The organism is Flavobacterium keumense (assembly GCF_029866485.1).
GTDB lineage: Bacteria > Bacteroidota > Bacteroidia > Flavobacteriales > Flavobacteriaceae > Flavobacterium > Flavobacterium keumense.
This window is the reverse complement of the sequence record NZ_CP092332.1, coordinates 1477614-1496768: the sequence shown is the minus strand read 5'-3', so window position 1 is coordinate 1496768 and position 19155 is coordinate 1477614. Positions and strand designations below refer to the sequence as shown.

The following is a 19155-nucleotide window of genomic DNA, read 5'->3' as shown; positions in this document are numbered from 1 at the left end:
TTAGTTTTTAGGTTTCCCAGTTATTTTTGATAATTGATATTTTTTAGATAGTTCAGTATTTTTTTCTAATTCAAGGTTGTGCTCTATACAGCATCCAGCCCAAGTAGTTGTATCTAAAAAATTACTTCCCCAACGCCCAGCACGATGTTCTATTGAATTTGCTTTTTTTGAACAGCCTTCAATAAAACAAATTTGATTTTCGGGTCGTGAAAGAAATTCTATTCGAAGTTTTGAATAGATTTTATTTAGTTCAGCTTGTTTTTTGCTAACCTTTGGAATGGTATATTTCTTGGTAGAAATTTGCGGTCGTGGCTTGTACTTTTTCTCACAAGCCCAAGAACAATACTTTCTTAAACTATTGTACTGGGTAAAGTACGAGCCACATTCGCATTTTTTTTCTTTATGCCTTTGCATTGAATTGACGTTTTTTATCGTCACACATTACAATCAATTCTAAGTTTTCCATTGGAATGTAGCTCTCAATACTTGTTAGCTGCTCTAGTGTTTCGGCAAGCTCAATGTATTTAGCTATATAAGGCTCAAACGTAACTTGATTTTCTACTGAAATCTTTTGTTTGCAAGAAGTAAGCTCTTTTATGGTTTTAGAGACTTCTATATGATTTAGAATTCGTTCGTTTTCTTTATCATTTGCCATAGCTGTTGGGTTGATAGTTGTTTTTACTTCAACATGCGGAATGTCGGTAACGTCCCCGTCTGGAATGTCTGTTCCTTTTACTTTATTAAATAACCATCTACGGGCTTTTCTTTCGGCTTTTCCGAGAATTGCATCAGCCGTAGCGTAATTATTTGACTTGATTGGAAATTCTATTTCTTGTTCCGACTTTTCGCCATTTAATTCCCATTTAACTAAACATTTACATGTTGCCGAAGTTTTGTCGTTAGAAAAAATAGGATTAGAATATACGATGCTATATTTTAACCCTGGAACTTTTTCTAAAAGCGAGCCGAAGCCTTGTCGAGTTGGGTACATGTTACCAGCTATAATATTGAATTCGTTACCTGTAGGTTGCAATCCAAGCAGTACTGCGTCAATTAAACATGCTTTTACCTCTTCAGGTAAGTATCCGCCATTTTTATCCTTATCGGTTTTGAAGCCAAGATTAGAACCTTGCAAATACATTATTGGCTTCATATATTCTGGTGTCAATTTCTCTTTTAATACCATTATTGCAGACGACATTACAAAAGCCTTTTCAAAACCTTCTACTTTATTGTTTAATACAGCCAATATTTGACCATTCAATTCTCTTGATACTAATGATTGATTTTCTGTAATAGTTAATTCAGACATGATTCTATTGATTTTAAGGTTTGTATTTTTTGATTTTCGGATTCTAAGACTACTCTTGAAGCGTCTATTATTCCATCTGTGCACGTTTCCCAGTACTCTCTTTTTTCTCTATTAATCAGTAAAACAGTTTCTGATTTTGAGTTGTAAATAGCTGATTTTAATTTTTTAAAACCATTGTCTTTCAGAAAGTTACTATTGTGCTTATTCTTTTTAATCGTGCAATATTTATTTTCCATCGATATAATTTGTTAATGATTCTTGAGTGATTATCCATTCTTTTCCGGGCTTGTGAGCCTTTATAAGATTGTGCTTTATGTAACGAAGAACTGTTGTTTCGTGCTTGTTTAAAATCTTAGCAGCATCTTTAATTGTAAAGGTTTGCATTTCAGAAACATTCTCTTTTTTAAGAAACAATTCTTCTAATTTTCCAACAACGTTTTGAGAAACGCTATTGACTAATTCCTGAAGGTCGTCTGGATGAAGTCTAGGGAGGCTCATTTATAGAATTTGTTTAAGTAAATTATCCAACTGTTCTTCTGTAGCGCTACTAGCCCAATCGATTAATTTTTGTCTTTTTTCTACAAATGTTAGCTCAATGGTTTCTTCAAATTCTACTTCATGAATAACAACAACTTCTTCCGTATTGCCAGAAACAATTTCGGAAGCAACTACCTCCATTTCGTTTACTTGTGGTTCTGAAATAATTTGTTTTGATTTTATTTCTTCTATTTGAGTAATTAATTTATCCCATTTAGTATCGTCGTATGTTTTTATATCTAAAACATCAATAATGAAATTAAATCCTATGTAAGAAGAATCGAAATCAAAATTCAATCCAAGACTAACAAGTTGTTCAATTCTTGTATTTACTTTTATTTCGTATGGACTTTTTTCTTCAATAATAATACCTTTGAATGTAGGTTCTGGGATTTTAACCTTATTAAACCTTTCTTTTTCAACTTCCAATTCCTTAGCAGAAATTTCTAAATCAGCTTTTTCCTTGTCAATTCGTTCTTGTTCTAATCGTTGATTTTCAATTGATGTAAGCAAGTTTGATTTAGATTCTAACATTCTAGCAAGAACAACTCTTTTGGTATCGTAAACTTCTTTAAATTCATCGCATTCAGGCTGTTCTTCTGAGTTAAATTTTTCAGTAATAAATTCAATGTCTGAAAAATTCATTGTAGAAATTAAATCGATCCAAGTCGTGTATAGGTAATCAATATTGATTTTGATTTTTTCCTTACGCTCGTTTTCTTTACGTTCATTTTCAAGCCTTTCATTTTCTAAACGTATATCCTCTTTTTCTTGAAGAATTTTAGTCTTATCGGCAAGTTGAAATTCTAGCACTTCTATTTTGGCTTCAAAAACATCGGCAAATTCTTCAAAAGTTTCTTTTGAGAATTCTTGCTCTCCTATTTTATAGACTATGCCGTGAGGTAATTTTTCAAACGATAGGTTCTCGATGATTTCTTTATTGTGATTAAAAAACAAATCGATGTTATCTCTATGTTTTTGTTTTCTTTCCTCTTCGAGACGAAGTTTTACTAATCGTTCTTTTTCTTTAATATCTTCCCAGTTCTTTACCTCCTCTTGTTGTTTGTCTTCAAATGGAGTGATACTGTTTTTGAACCCAGAATAGATGTTTTTTATCGGGTCGGTAATTTTAGACTTGACAGCACTTATTAAGGCTTTTTCTTCTTTTTCTAAATCAGTTCGGCATGTTCTTAATGCTGTTCTTGATTTCTTACCTTCTTCATAAGTTTTGTTGTCGGTAATTTTAATGAATGGGTTTTCTTTTACAACCGTTTCAATTAAAACTTCTTTTCCTTTGATTTCTTCCAGCGCATTTACGTTGAAGTTGTCTATTTTGATTATTTGCTCTTTAGCCATTTTGTAATTTTTGATTTGTTGAAATTGTTTGGAGTATATTTTTTTCCATCACATTCAAATGAAAAAGGAATTGCCTTTAATGACTTGAAGTGGTTTGCAGATTTATTAACCGCATCTTGTGCGGACTTTTCAATTATGGTAAGTACATCAAAATCTTTTTCGATCTCTGTTTTGGTAGCATATCGGTACCACACCGTAATTTTATAGGGTTTAGCTATTGTAGAATCCATTTAGCCAATGATTTCTATTTCGTCTTTTAAAACCACATTATTTTTTTTTATTTTCTCTTGTTCAATTAATTTTTCAATTTGATACAGAGAATAATATGTGTTAAATCCATTTTCGGACTTATATACCTTTAATTTACTCCTGTACTTTCTGTGAAAATGGTTTCTTGAACACTCCAATAGCTCACATGCTTTATTGGTGGTTACTACTTTTAATTTTTCTGGTTCCATATTTATATGATAGTTCAATTATATTTTTTTGCTATACTTCTTTGCTTTTGTTTATCTGAAATTTCATTGTATAACCTCTCAATTTCATTAATTGTATACCTTATTTTTTTACCATTGATTGGTAATATATTATTGGTAAATAATGAATATTCGCATAGTTCTTCTAGTAAAGATTTTTTTGACATTTCAGATATTGAATACGAAAACAATGCTTGAAATTGATAAATAGCGAAGGGAGATATTTTTAAAGCAATGCATTTATTACCATGTTCTATAGCCTTACAAAACGCTTCGATTAGATTTTTTGAAACATTATTGTCGACTTTTTCCCATCCTTTAACCAATTCAGAAAATTCTTTATGATCATCTATAATTTCATTTGTTAGCTCATTTTTATTATAAATAAAATCAGACGGTATTGATTTTTGTACATTAAAAATAAAATTCACAAAATCAGACATTTTTTCAGCGTTTTGATAATTATTTGAACTTCTTAATAAGGAGTGGTTTATAGAGATCTTAGAATAAAGTCGATAAGCATGAGAAAGTAGTAATAAGCGAATTATTCTTTGCCTTTGACTAATTTTTCTCAGGTCGTATTTAATATTCATGAGGCAATTGTTTTTACCCTTGAAACGTTACTTGTAACAACACCTAATTCTTTAGCGATAAATCCAAGTCCTTTTTGTGTCGCAAAAGTTTGGATGATTAATATAGGTGGGTGATTATTTCTTTGCTGAAATTTTTCTTTTAATTTAAAGTAACCCTTGGCTACAAATTTTTGGTAAGGTTCATTTTTGTTTTTAAAAAAAATTCCTTTTGCTTTAAGAGTATTGAACAATCTGTTCCTTCCGTAAGGAAGCCCTAGTATTTTAGCAACTTCGCCAATTGATACTAGTCCTTCAGTATTAAATACCTTGTCTACAAATTCAGAACGAGGACGCATTTTTTCATTTTCAAGTAGTAACCGTTCATTTTCTTCTTCTTGCTGTATCACCATCATCGCAAGTTCCTTTCTTGAAAGAAAATTATTTGCAGGATAAGATCTATTTAATTCAAGTGATTCCCATCTAATAATTAACTTAGCGCGAGACTCGTCATTAAATTTTGTAGCGATGTATAAACTTTCAGATTTAGATAGCTCATACATAGGTCTTTTTTGACCTTTCGAATCTTTATATTCAACGAGCTGAAATTTCAGCCCGTTAACTTTTTCCCAAGCAGGCTCCATTTCACGTATGGATTGCATTATGTTTTTATGCAACTTCCCGGTTAACTCAGCAATTTCTATGCTGGTCATTTTATTTTGGTTAATTATTGTTTTTTCCATGATTTTTTATAAAAACAATTGATACAATTGATACAACTGATACAACTATTTCGTATATTTGAGTTAATAATAAAAACCACTTCGGAACGGTCGTCAAACAATAACGAAGTGGTTTAAGAAATAAGCAGGAATACGTGTTGGCTTTTACTTTAGGACAAGTAATTACAACCCCTTTCCGCTTCATTAAATAAACATTCTGTATGCCAATGCTAAGTCGCTACTATTTTAGGACAGGGAGATGTTTTTAGCGAGGCGTAGAGCAGTGCTTGCGCTTCCTCGATGAGGCATACAGATGTTTATATACTTTTAGTTTTTAGTAACGTGTATTTTTTTAACGCCCATTGTGGCGTTATCCAGAATGTCAAAGAGCTATTTGTTATTTTGTAACAATACAAATGTATAGATTATTTTACGAACAATACAAATTAAAATGGAAAAAAATACGAACATTTCCGAAAGAATTAAGCAATTTATTGACTATAAGAGACTTAGCGTTAATAAATTTAGTGACTCAGTAGGTGCTTCTAATAGTTATTTTAATAAAACTATTAAGAATAACACCACAATTGGCTCAGATAGACTTGAGAGTATTTTACGAACTTATCCAGAAATAAACCCTTTATGGCTATTAACTGGAAAAGGAAATATGTTGAAGGAAACGAAGTCTGAAAAAATTGAAGAAGAAACGCGATTGATTCCTTTGTATGGAGGGGTTGTTACTGCTTCTTTAGTAGGAAATACGATGGATCCTACAAGCCAACCTATTGAGATGATTAATGCTGGAGATTGGTTTAAGGACGGAGATTGCGCTATGCGAGTGTATGGGGATAGTATGTCGCCAAATTACACATCTGGCAGTATTGTGGTAATGAAAGAGGTGAAAAATAAGGCTTTAATATTGCCGGGGGAAGATTATATGGTAGAAACAAGTGAATATAGAGTATTGAAGCGCTTGCAAAAAAGTGAAGTAAAGGGGTGTATTCTAGCTTGTAGTACTAATGAAGAAGTTTGGGAGAGTGGTTCAATGAAAGGAAGGTCAATTTATGAGCCGTTTGATATTTTTATTGATGATATAACTAGGCTATATTTAATTCTAGGAACGGTAAGACGCAACCATAATTAGGGTTTAAACAAAAAAAGCGGTAAGATTACTTCTTACCGCTTTTATATTTTTCTATCTCTTTGCGAAGTTGCCTTACTTCTTCTTCAAGCTCCATGAACTTTATAGGAAGTAACATGATGTCCTTCATTGTAATTTCTTCAGCTTGGTCTGTGATTCCTAAAATATTCTTTTGGTTTGTCACGGCTGGACCAACTTTTAACGGTGTACCTTGTCCTCTTTTAAGGTAAAGGTAACTTACTTCCGGATACGCATGTAGAATTCTATTAATCATATCGCTAGATATTTTATGAACTCCCTTGAATACGTTATATATGGTTGTATTAGAACTATATTTTAGTTGTGTTCTAAATTCAGGAACTTTAACGCCAAGCGCATCAATAACATTCCTTAAAATTTCATCGTCTTTTAGTTTTTCCATTTTACGTAAATTTTTCCGTGTGCAAGTTAATGAAATTATTTTACAAAAGTTTCGGTGTAATATTGTTCTGGCGTATAATTAACCAATGAGTTATTTAAATCATAACCATCGCTCCAAGCGTCAATAATCTGTTGCTCAAACATTTCTTTGGCTTGTGCTAAAGCATCTGCGATTTCAATTCCTTGACTTGGTTTTACTAAAACATCTCCAAGTATTCGTTTGTATTCTGAATGTAAAAAATCTACTGCTGTCATATCTTATTTGTTTTTAAATTTGTTCAAACCATTCTTTAAAATTAATCCAATGACCATTCTCTGATTGTTGCTTACCTAACTCTTGTAAGTACCTTAAATTTAATTCAATAACTTCTTCCTCACTATACATTTTCTTGTCTTGTTGCATTTTTAAAACCATTCTTTCAATTTCTTGCAATTCTGATTCTAAAGCAATAACACCAAAATCGTGTAAATAATTGAATAATTCTTGATAATATTCTCCAACTTGTTTAGGCTCTTCAATTATTTTACAACTTTTTGTCAAATACCCAAGACATTCATCCATACAAGAACAATCTTCTTCTTTTGGAACAATTATATCATAAGAATAGGTATTATCACTCCACCAAACTTTAAGGGTTTCAACCTCCTCACAACTTGGATTCTTAACAAACCATTCTAAAAATTCATCATCAATAGCTTGTACATCATCTTTGATTAAGTCTTGGTCTGTTGTTAGGATTATTTTTTTTCTACCTAAAAGACTTGAATCATCTTTCCATTTCCAAACTAAATATCCATCTGTAATATAGTCATTGTCTTTAATTTGTTCATCACAAGTGATGTAGGTGTTTAACGGTAATTCAAATCTGTTTCCATATGACACTTCTTTTTTAAATTGATAAGTTCCATCAACTAAATCTTTTAGTAACCTACTTGGTTTGTCTGTTGGTAATACGTGTATGTTTTTCATAGCCCCAGTTTTTTGATTGCTGATTCGGTTAGTGTAACTTCATTAAATAGTAATAATTTCTCGATTGTCGCTTTAGAATTATTTTTTAAAACTCTATAATACAAGCACGATCGTTTTTGTTCTATAAAATAAAAATTTCCTTTATCTTTAATCTCAAACCCCTCAAACAAAACATTTTCTTTGGCTTTTTGGTATTCTAACGCTGCTTTCTTATAGGAAATTGAATCATAATACCTTTGGTCTTCCTTATGTTCTTGATGTTCATTTAAATACTTCCAACCTTTGCATTTCTCATTTGCTTTTATTTCAAATAATCCCTCGTAAGGAACACATGTTGTACCTTCGGCATAATTAAACGCCTTATAGTCTACATAAACATTTCCTTCTTCATCTACAGGCACAAACATTCCTAGTTCAAGCGGACGTTTTAAGAATTTAGCGTAATTAGATACATTGGAAATGAATTTTTTCTCATATCCTTGAATGTTTAACATTAATTTTTGTTCCAACACAAAGTCGGTCATTGGTATAAGTTTCATAGTCTACTCTTTTAAAGTGTTAATATCAATTGCAAGTCCGTTTTCAATTAGTCCGAATACGTCAAAGTGCCATTCAAGTAAACAATCAAAAGAATAATACGATATATACTGTAAATCAATAAATGAAAATGGATAGTCAGCAACGTGTTTTATTGTTGGTTTATAATTTAACATTTCATAAGGCACAAACTTTTCTCCATTCACTTCAATTTCTTTTGTGAGGTCTGAAAGTGGCCGTAGGATTGGTTTTATATTGCATTCTGATAAGTGCAAATTAAAATCGTGACCGCAATCTATTTCAAACTTTCTGTCAGTAGCTCCAAAAGGCGTGTTAATTTTTAGATTCAACCCATAAGGCAAATAAGGAGCTAGGTGTTTTAATTCTAATTTCATAGTCTATCGTATTGCGTTAAAAAATCGTCTTAAAAAATAGCTTCTACAAAAGGAAATCAGGAAGAAAATAAGTGTGATTTGCATGTTTGTAGTTGGTGAGACATTGATTCCGAAATAAGGAAATATCCACATTTGAACGAAAAAGCTCATTAGTATTCCAACGACTGCATTGGAGATACTTTCAACTGCCGAGAGTAATTTAGTTTGTGGTTTCATTATAAAAGTTCTGGATTCTCGTAGATGTTGCCACAAACAACGAATTTGTTTCTTGGAGAAAATTGCGTAAACCCAACCATTCCACTTCCGTAATCTTCCCATTTAATTTCAAAATGGTTTTGTAGTACAGTTTTAAAATTCAACGTGTTCTCGTATGCCAAAATATCCCCCTCGTAGATTTCAACTCCGTTTTTGTCTTTGAGGCCTGTGTATTGACCTATTGTGATTTCTAAAACTTCAAATTGATTGTAATCATGTTCTTTGCCTATTTGTGGCGTTATTGCATATCTTTTGTTTTCAGAATCTTGAACTAAATCACCATAAATAAATTTTTTGTCTTGTGAAATACCTCTAAATTTAATTTCTCTTTTCATAAGTTTTGGGTTTTAAGTTAAAATTGCTTTAATCTTCATCAATAAATCCATCAAGGGTTATTTTCCAGTTAGCAATTTGCCCATTTTCGTCAATATCCATAATGATATAATCTCCATAACCGTTTTCTTTTGGACACATCATTTTAGGGACATAATCCTGTTCAATTGATAACATGGTATTACCTTCTGCATCTTGTAAATAATAACTACCTGCATCGCAAACTTTATAATGTACTTCGGCTTTTACACCTTGTTTCCAATTGGAAATTACTCCGCTATCAATATCAATAATCGGACACCATAATTCACCATGCTTACAAGGTATTAAATCACCATCGATATCTTCAATGCCATTAACAGTTCCATCTTCGTAATATCGCACACCGGCTTTTACTACTAAAGTTTTCAGTTCAACTTCTTTTTCTATTTTTACTATTGCTTTCATAATTATTTTGTTGATTTTTTAAATTGAAGACAAGCTGCATCTTTACATTTTATCTTCAAAAGTCCGTTACTAGTTCTGTTTGATTTTCTTACCCCACAATATTGAAATACTTTTGAGTTGCATTCCCAACGTTGTCTGTGTTCGCAATTATTACAAGTGTTTTCTACTTTGTCTGGTTCCTTTGGCTCTAATTCGAATAACTTATCCATACTACTCATTTTTAGGCTTTCAAATTCCTTTAATAAAGTTTCAGCATTTTTTAAATAAGCAAAGTCATCTTTTGAAACCATTTCGGCAAAAGCCTTTAACTGTTCGCTTCGCCCTACAACATCGTGTATGCGTAATTGCTCTTTTGCAAAACTTAGAAAATGCATCTCTAACATTGCTAATTCATGAGCATCAAGATACTTTGTAAAATTCTTTAAGTCTTGATTTTCGTTTTTGTTTATGTATTTTTCAAATGTGTTCATAATATTATATTAGTTAATAATCCGCAACTACGCATACACGAGAAACGTTAGCCGTCATTCTGAAACGACAGGCTTTAATAAATTTTCATTTTGAAAAATATTTCCAATAATTTCAATGTTGTGCGACTTTGAAAATAAAGGAGTTCTACTTTGACCAAATGGTTTATCTTCTTTTTTGATATAAAATGTTCCTTCAAAAAACTCAATAATTCCAATAAAATCTTTAACAAATAGACCTTCCTCAACTTTTACTTTTACAATATCGTTCGTGTAAATATCAATACCTTTTAAGTCTTTTTTTGTTGTGAACTGACATTTTGTATTTTCGTCAATACGAGGGTTAGCAAATCCAAAGAAACTTCCGTCTGGATAAATGCCACCATAAAACCATTTATTTGTGTGTTTATTTAAAGCTCTGTAATACATATTTTAAATTTTTAATAATTATTAATTTGTGAACGAAAAAGAACGAACGGCTAACATCGGTTTTATTCAATGCCTTATTTTCGTTTATATCGTTTTCATTACGTTTGTTTTTAATTAGAAATTATTGCTTTCATAACTCAGTTGCTTTTTTGATTACACTATTAATTTTTTCCCAAAGTGGACTTCCCCCACCTTCAGGATTATTTTTGTCTTTGTAATCCTCCCCCCAAGTATCAAGAACTAAAATAAGTGCCTCCAACAATTCTGGAGCTGCCGCGATTAGTTGGGCATTTGCATGTCTAACCTCTCTAGGAATCTCATAAGGAGAAAACCTAGTTATCTTTGCTGGAGTTATACCTCCATTTATCTGTATAATATTTATAGTCTCTATTTCTTGATGTCCTATATTTACGTCTACTCTCCACGGTCCTGGTGTTCCTTTAAATTTTTCCATTTTTATTGTTTATCAATTAAACTTGAGTTGATTTTTTCAATCAAAACATCTCTTTCTTTATTTTTTTCACATAAAATAACTCCCAAAATTTGCAATGCTAATTTGTCATCGATTTTATTTGAAATAGAAAGAGTGTTTTGATTTTTTAGTGTTTCTGGTTGACTAAGTGCCCAAGTTGGAATCTGAATCGCCATTATCATTCTTTTTTCTAATTCTTTTAAAGGATTTGAAGAATCTTTTGTTTCTTCCGAGTCTTTATTTTTAGATAGATTTTCAACTTTCAAATCAAAATTGATTTTAGTTTCGTTGTTTAAAATCGACAAAGCAATTTTATCAATTTCAATAATTTCTTTATCAATAACCTCTAGTTTTTCTAGTAGCTTTGATGCTATTTTTAACTGTTTTAAGTCCATTTTAATTTTATTTAGATTACACTTAAATTGATTGTTACGTGAGGTATAAAAACAAAAACCCCTTAAAATAGTCGGTGTGGCATGACTAAATTAAGGGTTGTCTTTTTTATCAAGTACGTTATGTATAGAAAATCGGACAATCAAATCCGATTACCACACCGTAAATGATTGTAGCAAATTTACACATTAAAATCATATTTACAAACATAATATGTAAAAATATGATATAAATGTGCTTTTATAATTATGAATTAGCTTCCCAATGCTTTTTAAGAACCAAGGCCGATTCCATTTTTGTTTGCTTGTTGTAATTGAAAAGCATTTCTTCGTTAGCCCAACCACACACGTCTAAAAGCGTCTTGTTTGGAACTTTTCCGAATAAGTTGGTAGCAAATGATCTTCTGCAAATATGACTTGTAACCAACTCCCATTTCTTATAGGTTCCAATTACTTTTCTTTTGATTTTTGTTTTTTTATCAACTTTTACAACTCCGCCAATCATTTCTTCATCTATATCACAAAGCTGGGCGATAATTTTAATTTTGTCGTTGAATTTTTGCTCTGAAATTTTACTTGGCAAGTTTCCGTTTCGCTTTTTCAATATTTCGGCAACTTGCGAATGTATTGGAATGGTTACTTTAGTTTTAGTCTTCATCGTTTTAATGTTGATAAAACCATCGTCTATATTTGAAACATCTAATCTGGTTAAGAAATCAGAAACACGTAATCCAGTCCATAACCCGATTATGAAATTATCTCTAACGTTTTCCATTAATTTGTCATGTGAGAAATCAAATTTGAAAATTTTATTAATTTCAGCTTCATTAAGATAAGGTTGCTTGTATTCTAATTCTTCTTCTTTTACAAAAATTCTTTCTTTGTAGTTTTTATTAATAGAAATATTTTCTGATTCGGCTCGTTGACAAAAGAACTTGATTCTACCTATTTTTCGTTTTGTTGTTTTCTCTGCGTATGATTTTACGTCAGATAGGTATATAGAGAACCTATCCAAGAAATCGTTGCTTAAATCGGTTAATTTTACCTTGTTTTTACCTTCAAAATCTTTAAAATTATTTAATACTTGTTGATAATGAGCGATAGTAGTATCATCCATATATTTATTGGCAGATACTTTGAATTTTTTTGCTTTGTTATCAAGCCAGTCTTGAGCATAAGAAGTAAAATAAATTTTTGTTTCATCTATAACACCTTCTTCTGTTAATTTTGGACGATTAAAAAAATCACCAATAACCTTATCTACCCAATTTTTTGAAATTACTTCTCCAGAAGAATAAGATTGATTATACATGTTAATTAGATGTATTGGCAATAATGTAAGTTTCTCGTTTATTTCGTTTCGATTAGGAACATCAATAACATTTCTTATTTTTTGTTTTGGAATATCCCAAAATATAGGATTAATAATTAATCCTGTTTTTGTTTCTATGTCGAAAATTTTCTTGTCTTTGAATCTTAAATAAATTGGGCTTGGATTTGAGTTAGATTTAACCCTGAAATTAATTGTTGCCATACCTTATGTGTTTTTAGTTTTTCCCCACTATTTCCCCATTAATATGCGCTTAATTGCATTTTAAACACATATTTAGAAAGGCAAATATACATATTTTTCTATAAAAAATGATTTTTATATGATTTTTTAATGTAATAATATGTATTAATTTATTCCCACCGTGGTCACGAATAAAAAGAAACGCTTACAAAATAATCAAGCTTGCTTGAAATTATTTTGTAAGCGTTTCTTTTTTCAAAGCGGAGCTTTGTTGGGAAAGACGAAGTCAATCCTTATTCTAATACCAAATTACTTCTTCCCTATTTTCCTTAATTCAGCACTTCCCGGAATTTTCATTTTATCGGTTAGAGCAGGAACTTCGTTCAAATCAAATTCACCCGTTATCGACATCAAAACGGTATCTTCTGCCTTAGCGCCTTCAATAAACAACACTAATTCTTTCAACTGAGTTTCATTAACACCTTGTTTAGCATAAATCTGAATTCTTTTAACTCCCTCTGTCGCAGTTAGCAATTCATTCAATCCAATTGATTTTACATATTTTTCTGTAGTTAATCGCATTTGTAAAGCAATACGACTATTTTGAGTAGTATAGACTTTCAAATTATCTATATTTTTTATCAAATGCATATATTGTTGCGTTTCTTTGTCAGATGTATCTAACTTAACCTTACTCATTAAATCAAACATCTTTTTATCAACAATTACAGTATTTACTCCTGCTATCCCTTCAAACTGATCAAAAACAGATTGAGCAAAGAAAGGACCTGAGACCACTAATAGCATAAGGGTGATTATGTTTTTTTTCATATGGAGTACTATTTTAATTTCGTTCGATAAATATATTGATAATAGTTTCAGTTTTTCAAATATAATGCCATTTTTTTGATTTACGAGGTACGATGTGCGATGCAAGATTTACGATATGAAATGTATTAATTTGTCAATTTGAAAATGTACCATTTTTTAAAGCCGAAATCATATATCCTTATATTCCTTATATGGTTTTACTATATAAGCATATATATGATTTACAAAAAATAATGATTTAGAACTATTCTATTTCTTTTGTTTTGTAATTAAAAAATTTACTTGCACCTATTTTATAGATTTATTTATATTAAAAGTTTGTATTTTTACACTTTAACCCAAAATCTAATCAAATTATGAAAAAAATTATCCACCTTACTACAGTACTACTCATTAGTCTATTTACATTTCAAAGTTGCCAAAAGGATAATGATGATGCCGTTATAAATCCGACTACCAATCTTGAAGTACAAAATTTTATTTGGAAAGGTTTGAACCAATATTATCTATGGCAAACTGATGTTCCTAATTTAGCTGACAATCGATTTGCTAATCAAACTGCCCTAGATGCTTTTCTAGTTAATTATACCGTTCCACAAAATCTTTTTGATGCATTGCGAGTAAGCTCTACTATTGACCGATTCAGTTGGATGGTAGACGATTATGTAACATTAGAACAATCGCTTCAAGGTACTACCAAAAATAACGGTGTCGAATTTGGATTAAGCTATAAACCTAATAGTACTACTGATATTTTTGGATACGTTCGTTACATAATTCCTGGATCAGATGCAGCCAATAAAGACATCCGCCGAGGAGAATTATTTACTGCTGTAAATGGAACACAACTTACTGTAAGTAATTATCAGAATTTATTATTTGGAACCAATGACAATTTTACTTTAAACATGGCGGATTACAACGGAACAACCGTCGTATCTAATGGAAAAACCGTTGCGCTGACCAAAACATTACTTACAGAAAATCCAATTCTCATTAATAAAGTAATTACTGTAGGCACTAAAAAAATTGGTTACTTAATGTACAATGGATTTTATGCTGATTTTGACACACAATTGAATAATGCTTTCGGTGAATTAAAATCACAAGGAGTTACTGACTTTGTACTAGATCTTCGTTACAACAGTGGTGGTTCTGTGCGAACTGCAACTTATTTAGCCAGTATGATCACAGGACAATTTACAGGAAGAGTATTTGCCAAACAACAATGGAATTCTAAGATTAACGCTTATTTTGAAGCGAATAATCCGAATGGATTGCGCAACTTTTTTACCGATAAAATTGGCACCACTCCAATCAATAGTTTAAACATGACTAAAGTATACATCTTAACTACTAAAAGTACTGCTTCTGCAAGTGAGCTTGTTATTAATGGTTTAAAACCTCATATTGATGTAGTACAAATAGGAGATATTACAACCGGAAAGAATGTAGGCTCTGTTACATTATACGATTCTCCTGATTTTACCGCAACTAATCGAAATCCGAAACATAAATATGCAATGCAACCTATCGTGCTAAAAATTGTAAACTCAGCTGATTTTGGTGATTATTTCAACGGATTGACTCCTACACACGAACTAAAAGAAACCATTAGTACTTTCGGAGTTTTAGGTGATGTTAATGAACCCTTACTCAAATTAGCAATAGGAAAAATAACAGGTACTGCAAAAGCGGTTCAGCAAAGCGCAGGCAAACAATTTGATTATTTTAGAGATTCAAAATCAATCACTGGATTTCGTAATCAAATGTATCTTGAAAAAGCACCAGAAGGGCTTCAAAAAGCACTTGACTAAATCAAAAAGGCTTTCTAAATTAGAAAGCCTTTTTTGTTATTAACCACATAGAAACATAGATTTAAATACAATCAAATAAGAAAGATAGCAATAGTCCTATTTTTCACATAGCTATGTGAATAGTAAAACGTCTATCTAACTCTTTTTATTAAATAAAGTCTATATATCTATGTGGTAAAAAATAGCTGATATATAATTATAACAGCATTACAAATTAATAGTCAACCCCAATTTAAAGTTGCGCCCCAAGGTGCTATATCCAATATTCTCTACAAAATCTACATTAAAAATATTATGTACAGAACCAAAAACAGTTAACTTGTTTTTAGTAATTTCGTATCGAACCAAGGTATTTAGTACTTGATACGACCCCAATTTCACTTGTGTAGTGGCATAGGTATTTCCGTCAAAAAAAGCATCTTTTCTAGCGTCTATGTATTGATAATTAACATTCCAAAAAAAGCTGTCAGAGACTTTATAATCCAATAAAGAATTGATTTTATGTTTTGGAATCAGTCGGTTCAACGCTTCGTCAACTTGAGTAAAAGTATAATTGGAATTCCATTTTAGTTTGTCGCTCAAGGCAAATTGGATTTCTGTTTCAATTCCTTTAGCTTTATTCAAACCATCAATATTGACATAATTGGAGGCATAGGTAGTTGGGTTGTAATAGAACCCAATGAAATTGGTTTGTTCTCGGTAAAAACCGACTACATTCCATCGTATTTTTTTGTTCCCTAATTGTGTTTCAAAACCCACCTCAGCCGTACTGTTTTTTTCTGGAGTCAATTTTGAATTACCATATTGAGAATACAATTGGTACAAACTTGGTGTAACAAAAGCAGTACTGTACGAGCTTATTATTTTTAATGGAAGTGATTGAAAATCAAACGATGGATTGATATTATAGACCAATTGATTACCATACGCACTATGGCTATTCCATCTTGCACCTGCATTCAAATTGAAACCCACATTAGAGGTATACACCCCTGTTACATACGGATCAATCATATTAAATTTAGTGCTTTCTTTGTCAATATTTCCATAAGGAGTAACACTATTAGCATCGTGAAATTGGTATTGCACCCCCGAAACTAAAAAGAAAGAAGGAGCTACTTCATATTTATTAAAGCCATCCACGTTGACACTTCTTGATTCATACTGAGAAAAACCTACCGAATTCGAATAAGTATCCAACTCGTCATAAGAACGAACGAGCTTATTAAAACTCGAACTTAAAACGAATTCGCCTTTATCGTATTTAAATTTAGGAGAAAATCCGAGACGAAACTGTTTCGAACTTGTTGTATTTAAATTGGTATCGCTAGTCCCGGTATTATCAAAACCACCATCATAGGCGTTTTTAATTTGATCATAATTTCCAAAGAAATCCAATGTCAATTTGTTTGTCACTTTATAGCCAATTTTAGCCAAATAATTCAAGCGAGAAAAGGGATCTTCCTCATAATGTACATTGAAATTAGGCGGGGCAATTTGAGAAATTCCTTTGGTTTCTGTGCTATTCAAAGCCGCAAAATAGCTTAGTTTAGTTGTTCTTCCATTAACAGAAAAACCTTGATTAAAATCGGAAGCCTTTTGATTTTGTTGGGTTGCGGTAGCATTGGTACCAATACTACAATATCCATTTCCTGACACCGATTTTTTACCAGATTTTTTTAGTTTGATATTAATTACTCCTGTTGCAGCACCCGTTCCATATAAGGTACTGGCCGCTCCTTTCATAATTTCAATACTTTCTACTTGTTCAGCCGGAAGCAAACGCAAATCGTATTCCATACTAATTCCCGATGCATCATTAACTGGAATTCCGTCAATCAAGATGAGAACTTGATTGTTTTTACCTCCTCGAATGTAATAGCCTAAGTTTTTACCCGCAGCACTTTGATTGCCATTGATTTCAACTCCTGCCACGGTGTTTAAAATAGCTGCAATACTTTGCCCTGGTCTATTCTTTAACTCTTCGGCGGTAATTTTTGCAATTACTTTTCCTGATTTTTCTTTTGCCAAAGCAAATTTAGAATCGGATACCACTACTTCTTCTAGCTCCCGTTTAGAAGCTACATTTTCATTTTCTTGCGCAAAAGCACAAGTAGCTACTAGCACAAACAATGCGCTAATGCGAACGATTTTTTTGTTCATTTAAATTAAACATTTTGCAACAGCTGTACTGTTACTTTACTAATAATGGGAGAAAAGCATAGAATTACCCATACTCAAACCTTTTTTCCCGAAAGTTTGATACTCAATATACTGGGCAGGTCTCCTGGCTTGCGTCTTGTTGTTTACCTTCTCATTCGCAAGGCGAACAATGGTTTTGTAGATAACAACAAGCTTTTTAGCTTACAGTTGCGGGTACAGCGTAAGATTTTTGAATTTTGATTGTAGAATTCTCTATTTCAGATGGTGTTGTGCCAATCTAAAATCTAAAATCGTTAATCAATGATCTTCAATCACTCACTTCCCTTTTAATGCTATTTTGAAAAACAAAAAAGCAACCTCAATACGGATGCAAATATACCACTAAGATTGGGATAAAAAATTAAATTTGATTTTTAAAAGTGTTTACACCTACCTTTGCATTTCTTGTAATCAAAGCGATGAAATCATTTATTTTAAAATTTATTTTCTTTTTTACGGTACTGCTACTTGGCGGATGCAAACAAAATAGCGCCAATTCAGTAGTTTCAAAAAGTACTACCAAAAATGAAATTCAATACGCCAAAGGATTAGAAATATACCACTATCAAGGATATTCTGTTCTTAAGATTACACATCCTTGGCCTGATGCCAAAACACCATTTACTTATATTTTACAAGAAAAAAACGGAATCATTCCTGATAGTTTACAACAGTATACTCGAATTTCAGTTCCCATTCAATCCGTAGTGGTAACTTCTACTACACACATTCCGACATTAGAATTATTAGGCGTTGAAAATACCTTGGTAGGTTTTCCCAATACTGATTTTATTTCGTCTCCAAAAACCAGAAAACGAATTGATTCTGGACAAGTGAAAGAAGTAGGAACCAATGAAACTCTCAACACCGAAATACTGATTGATATGGCTCCGGATGTCATTGTGAGTTTTGGTTTAAACAATAGCAATCCTACTTTGGATAATTTACAAAAGAGCGGATTAAAAGTCCTTTTAAATGGCGACTGGAACGAGCAATCTCCCCTTGGAAAAGCAGAGTGGATTAAGTTTTTTGGTGCTTTGTATGGCTTGGATGCCAAAGCAAAAACGATTTTTTCCACTATAGAAAAAGAATTCCAAACTACTTTGGCTTTAGCCCAAAAAGCAAAACAAAAACCGAGTGTTTTAAGTGGAGCTATGTACCAAGACCAATGGTTTGTTCCCCAAGGAGAAAGCTGGATGGCTTTATTTTTAAAAGAAGCACAATCCAATTATTTATGGTCTCAAACTACTGGAACAGGAAGTTTGTCTTTGCCTTTTGAAACAATTCTCGAAAAAGCACAAAAAGCCGAATTTTGGATTGCTCCAGGTGATTTTACTTCTCTAAAAGAGATGAACAACAACAATCCGCATTATGCAAAATTTGACGCATTTAAAAATAAAAAAGTATATTCGTACGCATTACATAAAGGCGCCAAAGGTGGAATTTTATTTTTTGAATGGTCTTCCACTCGCCCTGATTGGGTACTTAAAGATTTGATTGCCATTTTTCATCCCGAATTAGTACCACAACATCGTCCCTATTTTTTTGAGAAATTAAATTAA

General features: G+C 31.7%; 27 protein-coding genes and 1 riboswitch. Of the genes, 3 read left to right on the top strand and 24 right to left on the bottom strand.

Annotation, left to right across the window (positions count from 1 at the left end):
* Genes MG292_RS06610 through MG292_RS06570 form a run of 9 tightly spaced genes read right to left on the bottom strand, consistent with a single transcriptional unit; the run spans position 1 to position 4993 of the window.
* On the bottom strand, positions 1-414 hold the full coding sequence (locus MG292_RS06610; protein ID WP_264533501.1) for a hypothetical protein: 414 nt from the start codon (positions 412-414) through the stop codon (positions 1-3).
* On the bottom strand, positions 401-1312 hold the full coding sequence (locus tag MG292_RS06605; protein ID WP_264533502.1) for a hypothetical protein: 912 nt from the start codon (positions 1310-1312) through the stop codon (positions 401-403). Before MG292_RS06605 ends, MG292_RS06610 begins: the two co-directional genes overlap by 14 nt.
* Positions 1300-1548, bottom strand: coding sequence for a hypothetical protein (locus MG292_RS06600; protein WP_264533503.1), 249 nt, complete (start codon positions 1546-1548; stop codon positions 1300-1302). Before MG292_RS06600 ends, MG292_RS06605 begins: the two co-directional genes overlap by 13 nt.
* Positions 1538-1810 (bottom strand): helix-turn-helix domain-containing protein, encoded by a 273-nt coding sequence (locus MG292_RS06595; RefSeq protein ID WP_264533504.1) that lies wholly within the window; start codon positions 1808-1810, stop codon positions 1538-1540. Before MG292_RS06595 ends, MG292_RS06600 begins: the two co-directional genes overlap by 11 nt.
* Positions 1811-3205, bottom strand: coding sequence for a hypothetical protein (locus MG292_RS06590; protein ID WP_264533505.1), 1395 nt, complete (start codon positions 3203-3205; stop codon positions 1811-1813).
* Entirely contained in the window at positions 3187-3435 is a 249-nt protein-coding gene (locus tag MG292_RS06585) for a hypothetical protein (RefSeq protein ID WP_264533506.1), read from the bottom strand. Before MG292_RS06585 ends, MG292_RS06590 begins: the two co-directional genes overlap by 19 nt.
* Positions 3436-3663: a hypothetical protein gene (locus MG292_RS06580; protein ID WP_264533507.1), complete on the bottom strand. Its 228-nt coding sequence runs from the start codon at positions 3661-3663 to the stop codon at positions 3436-3438.
* Positions 3664-3677: 14 nt separating this feature from the next.
* Positions 3678-4274, bottom strand: a complete 597-nt coding sequence (locus tag MG292_RS06575) for a hypothetical protein (protein ID WP_264533508.1) — start codon at positions 4272-4274, stop codon at positions 3678-3680.
* Complete coding sequence (locus MG292_RS06570) at positions 4271-4993, bottom strand: phage regulatory protein/antirepressor Ant (protein ID WP_264533509.1); 723 nt, start codon at positions 4991-4993, stop codon at positions 4271-4273. The genes MG292_RS06575 and MG292_RS06570 overlap by 4 nt, the downstream gene beginning before the upstream one ends.
* Before the next feature lie 430 nt (positions 4994-5423).
* On the opposite strand from MG292_RS06570, the gene MG292_RS06565 reads away from it, so the two are divergent.
* Positions 5424-6116, top strand: a complete 693-nt coding sequence (locus MG292_RS06565; RefSeq protein ID WP_264533510.1) for a S24 family peptidase — start codon at positions 5424-5426, stop codon at positions 6114-6116.
* A gap of 25 nt (positions 6117-6141) precedes the next feature.
* Here MG292_RS06565 and MG292_RS06560 read toward each other — a convergent pair whose 3' ends face one another.
* From MG292_RS06560 to MG292_RS06500, 14 genes are all read right to left on the bottom strand, one after another.
* Complete coding sequence (locus tag MG292_RS06560) at positions 6142-6534, bottom strand: hypothetical protein (protein ID WP_264533511.1); 393 nt, start codon at positions 6532-6534, stop codon at positions 6142-6144.
* A 35-nt stretch (positions 6535-6569) separates the two neighbouring features.
* On the bottom strand, positions 6570-6788 hold the full coding sequence (locus tag MG292_RS06555) for a hypothetical protein (RefSeq protein ID WP_264533512.1): 219 nt from the start codon (positions 6786-6788) through the stop codon (positions 6570-6572).
* 13 nt (positions 6789-6801) lie between these two features.
* Positions 6802-7503, bottom strand: a complete 702-nt coding sequence (locus MG292_RS06550) for a hypothetical protein (protein ID WP_280157842.1) — start codon at positions 7501-7503, stop codon at positions 6802-6804.
* The gene (locus tag MG292_RS06545) at positions 7500-8042 is read right to left on the bottom strand and encodes a hypothetical protein (protein ID WP_280157841.1); all 543 of its coding nucleotides are present in this window, start codon (positions 8040-8042) and stop codon (positions 7500-7502) included. The genes MG292_RS06550 and MG292_RS06545 overlap by 4 nt, the downstream gene beginning before the upstream one ends.
* Before the next feature lie 3 nt (positions 8043-8045).
* A complete protein-coding gene (locus tag MG292_RS06540) occupies positions 8046-8435 on the bottom strand; it encodes a hypothetical protein (RefSeq protein WP_264533516.1) in 390 nt (129 codons plus the stop codon).
* A 3-nt stretch (positions 8436-8438) separates the two neighbouring features.
* On the bottom strand, positions 8439-8651 hold the full coding sequence (locus tag MG292_RS11375) for a DUF7220 family protein (RefSeq protein ID WP_425287149.1): 213 nt from the start codon (positions 8649-8651) through the stop codon (positions 8439-8441).
* A complete protein-coding gene (locus MG292_RS06535) occupies positions 8651-9025 on the bottom strand; it encodes a YopX family protein (RefSeq protein ID WP_264533517.1) in 375 nt (124 codons plus the stop codon). Before MG292_RS06535 ends, MG292_RS11375 begins: the two co-directional genes overlap by 1 nt.
* 28 nt (positions 9026-9053) lie before the next feature.
* Complete coding sequence (locus MG292_RS06530; protein WP_264533518.1) at positions 9054-9470, bottom strand: hypothetical protein; 417 nt, start codon at positions 9468-9470, stop codon at positions 9054-9056.
* A 2-nt stretch (positions 9471-9472) separates the two neighbouring features.
* Positions 9473-9940 (bottom strand): hypothetical protein, encoded by a 468-nt coding sequence (locus MG292_RS06525; protein ID WP_264533519.1) that lies wholly within the window; start codon positions 9938-9940, stop codon positions 9473-9475.
* Between the two features lie 54 nt (positions 9941-9994).
* Entirely contained in the window at positions 9995-10366 is a 372-nt protein-coding gene (locus MG292_RS06520) for a YopX family protein (protein ID WP_264533520.1), read from the bottom strand.
* 130 nt (positions 10367-10496) lie between these two features.
* Positions 10497-10820 (bottom strand): hypothetical protein, encoded by a 324-nt coding sequence (locus MG292_RS06515; RefSeq protein WP_264533521.1) that lies wholly within the window; start codon positions 10818-10820, stop codon positions 10497-10499.
* Positions 10821-10822: 2 nt separating this feature from the next.
* Complete coding sequence (locus tag MG292_RS06510) at positions 10823-11233, bottom strand: hypothetical protein (RefSeq protein WP_264533522.1); 411 nt, start codon at positions 11231-11233, stop codon at positions 10823-10825.
* A gap of 244 nt (positions 11234-11477) precedes the next feature.
* Positions 11478-12764, bottom strand: a complete 1287-nt coding sequence (locus MG292_RS06505) for a tyrosine-type recombinase/integrase (protein ID WP_264533523.1) — start codon at positions 12762-12764, stop codon at positions 11478-11480.
* Between the two features lie 288 nt (positions 12765-13052).
* A complete protein-coding gene (locus tag MG292_RS06500) occupies positions 13053-13574 on the bottom strand; it encodes a DUF4252 domain-containing protein (protein WP_264533524.1) in 522 nt (173 codons plus the stop codon).
* A 356-nt stretch (positions 13575-13930) separates the two neighbouring features.
* On the opposite strand from MG292_RS06500, the gene MG292_RS06495 reads away from it, so the two are divergent.
* Positions 13931-15391, top strand: coding sequence for a S41 family peptidase (locus MG292_RS06495; RefSeq protein WP_264533525.1), 1461 nt, complete (start codon positions 13931-13933; stop codon positions 15389-15391).
* 207 nt (positions 15392-15598) lie between these two features.
* Here the strand turns inward: MG292_RS06495 and MG292_RS06490 are convergent, their stop codons facing one another.
* Positions 15599-17554: a TonB-dependent receptor plug domain-containing protein gene (locus MG292_RS06490; protein ID WP_264533526.1), complete on the bottom strand. Its 1956-nt coding sequence runs from the start codon at positions 17552-17554 to the stop codon at positions 15599-15601.
* Between the two features lie 98 nt (positions 17555-17652).
* Positions 17653-17930: riboswitch (cobalamin riboswitch) on the bottom strand.
* Positions 17931-18012: 82 nt separating this feature from the next.
* On the opposite strand from MG292_RS06490, the gene MG292_RS06485 reads away from it, so the two are divergent.
* Positions 18013-19155 carry an ABC transporter substrate-binding protein gene (locus MG292_RS06485; RefSeq protein ID WP_264534554.1) on the top strand — a complete coding sequence of 381 codons (1143 nt, stop codon included), beginning with the start codon at positions 18013-18015 and terminating at the stop codon, positions 19153-19155.

Excerpts from the sequence above, each read along its gene's own strand:
- MG292_RS06610 (WP_264533501.1), bottom strand. The coding sequence starts at position 414 with ATGCAAAGGCATAAAGAAAAAAAATGCGAATGTGGCTCGTACTTTACC.
- MG292_RS06605 (WP_264533502.1), bottom strand. The coding sequence starts at position 1,312 with ATGTCTGAATTAACTATTACAGAAAATCAATCATTAGTATCAAGAGAA.
- MG292_RS06600 (WP_264533503.1), bottom strand. The coding sequence starts at position 1,548 with ATGGAAAATAAATATTGCACGATTAAAAAGAATAAGCACAATAGTAAC.
- MG292_RS06595 (WP_264533504.1), bottom strand. The coding sequence starts at position 1,810 with ATGAGCCTCCCTAGACTTCATCCAGACGACCTTCAGGAATTAGTCAAT.
- MG292_RS06590 (WP_264533505.1), bottom strand. The coding sequence starts at position 3,205 with ATGGCTAAAGAGCAAATAATCAAAATAGACAACTTCAACGTAAATGCG.
- MG292_RS06585 (WP_264533506.1), bottom strand. The coding sequence starts at position 3,435 with ATGGATTCTACAATAGCTAAACCCTATAAAATTACGGTGTGGTACCGA.
- MG292_RS06580 (WP_264533507.1), bottom strand. The coding sequence starts at position 3,663 with ATGGAACCAGAAAAATTAAAAGTAGTAACCACCAATAAAGCATGTGAG.
- MG292_RS06575 (WP_264533508.1), bottom strand. The coding sequence starts at position 4,274 with ATGAATATTAAATACGACCTGAGAAAAATTAGTCAAAGGCAAAGAATA.
- MG292_RS06570 (WP_264533509.1), bottom strand. The coding sequence starts at position 4,993 with ATGGAAAAAACAATAATTAACCAAAATAAAATGACCAGCATAGAAATT.
- MG292_RS06565 (WP_264533510.1), top strand. The coding sequence starts at position 5,424 with ATGGAAAAAAATACGAACATTTCCGAAAGAATTAAGCAATTTATTGAC.
- MG292_RS06560 (WP_264533511.1), bottom strand. The coding sequence starts at position 6,534 with ATGGAAAAACTAAAAGACGATGAAATTTTAAGGAATGTTATTGATGCG.
- MG292_RS06555 (WP_264533512.1), bottom strand. The coding sequence starts at position 6,788 with ATGACAGCAGTAGATTTTTTACATTCAGAATACAAACGAATACTTGGA.
- MG292_RS06550 (WP_280157842.1), bottom strand. The coding sequence starts at position 7,503 with ATGAAAAACATACACGTATTACCAACAGACAAACCAAGTAGGTTACTA.
- MG292_RS06545 (WP_280157841.1), bottom strand. The coding sequence starts at position 8,042 with ATGAAACTTATACCAATGACCGACTTTGTGTTGGAACAAAAATTAATG.
- MG292_RS06540 (WP_264533516.1), bottom strand. The coding sequence starts at position 8,435 with ATGAAATTAGAATTAAAACACCTAGCTCCTTATTTGCCTTATGGGTTG.
- MG292_RS11375 (WP_425287149.1), bottom strand. The coding sequence starts at position 8,651 with ATGAAACCACAAACTAAATTACTCTCGGCAGTTGAAAGTATCTCCAAT.
- MG292_RS06535 (WP_264533517.1), bottom strand. The coding sequence starts at position 9,025 with ATGAAAAGAGAAATTAAATTTAGAGGTATTTCACAAGACAAAAAATTT.
- MG292_RS06530 (WP_264533518.1), bottom strand. The coding sequence starts at position 9,470 with ATGAAAGCAATAGTAAAAATAGAAAAAGAAGTTGAACTGAAAACTTTA.
- MG292_RS06525 (WP_264533519.1), bottom strand. The coding sequence starts at position 9,940 with ATGAACACATTTGAAAAATACATAAACAAAAACGAAAATCAAGACTTA.
- MG292_RS06520 (WP_264533520.1), bottom strand. The coding sequence starts at position 10,366 with ATGTATTACAGAGCTTTAAATAAACACACAAATAAATGGTTTTATGGT.
- MG292_RS06515 (WP_264533521.1), bottom strand. The coding sequence starts at position 10,820 with ATGGAAAAATTTAAAGGAACACCAGGACCGTGGAGAGTAGACGTAAAT.
- MG292_RS06510 (WP_264533522.1), bottom strand. The coding sequence starts at position 11,233 with ATGGACTTAAAACAGTTAAAAATAGCATCAAAGCTACTAGAAAAACTA.
- MG292_RS06505 (WP_264533523.1), bottom strand. The coding sequence starts at position 12,764 with ATGGCAACAATTAATTTCAGGGTTAAATCTAACTCAAATCCAAGCCCA.
- MG292_RS06500 (WP_264533524.1), bottom strand. The coding sequence starts at position 13,574 with ATGAAAAAAAACATAATCACCCTTATGCTATTAGTGGTCTCAGGTCCT.
- MG292_RS06495 (WP_264533525.1), top strand. The coding sequence starts at position 13,931 with ATGAAAAAAATTATCCACCTTACTACAGTACTACTCATTAGTCTATTT.
- MG292_RS06490 (WP_264533526.1), bottom strand. The coding sequence starts at position 17,554 with ATGAACAAAAAAATCGTTCGCATTAGCGCATTGTTTGTGCTAGTAGCT.
- MG292_RS06485 (WP_264534554.1), top strand. The coding sequence starts at position 18,013 with ATGAAATCATTTATTTTAAAATTTATTTTCTTTTTTACGGTACTGCTA.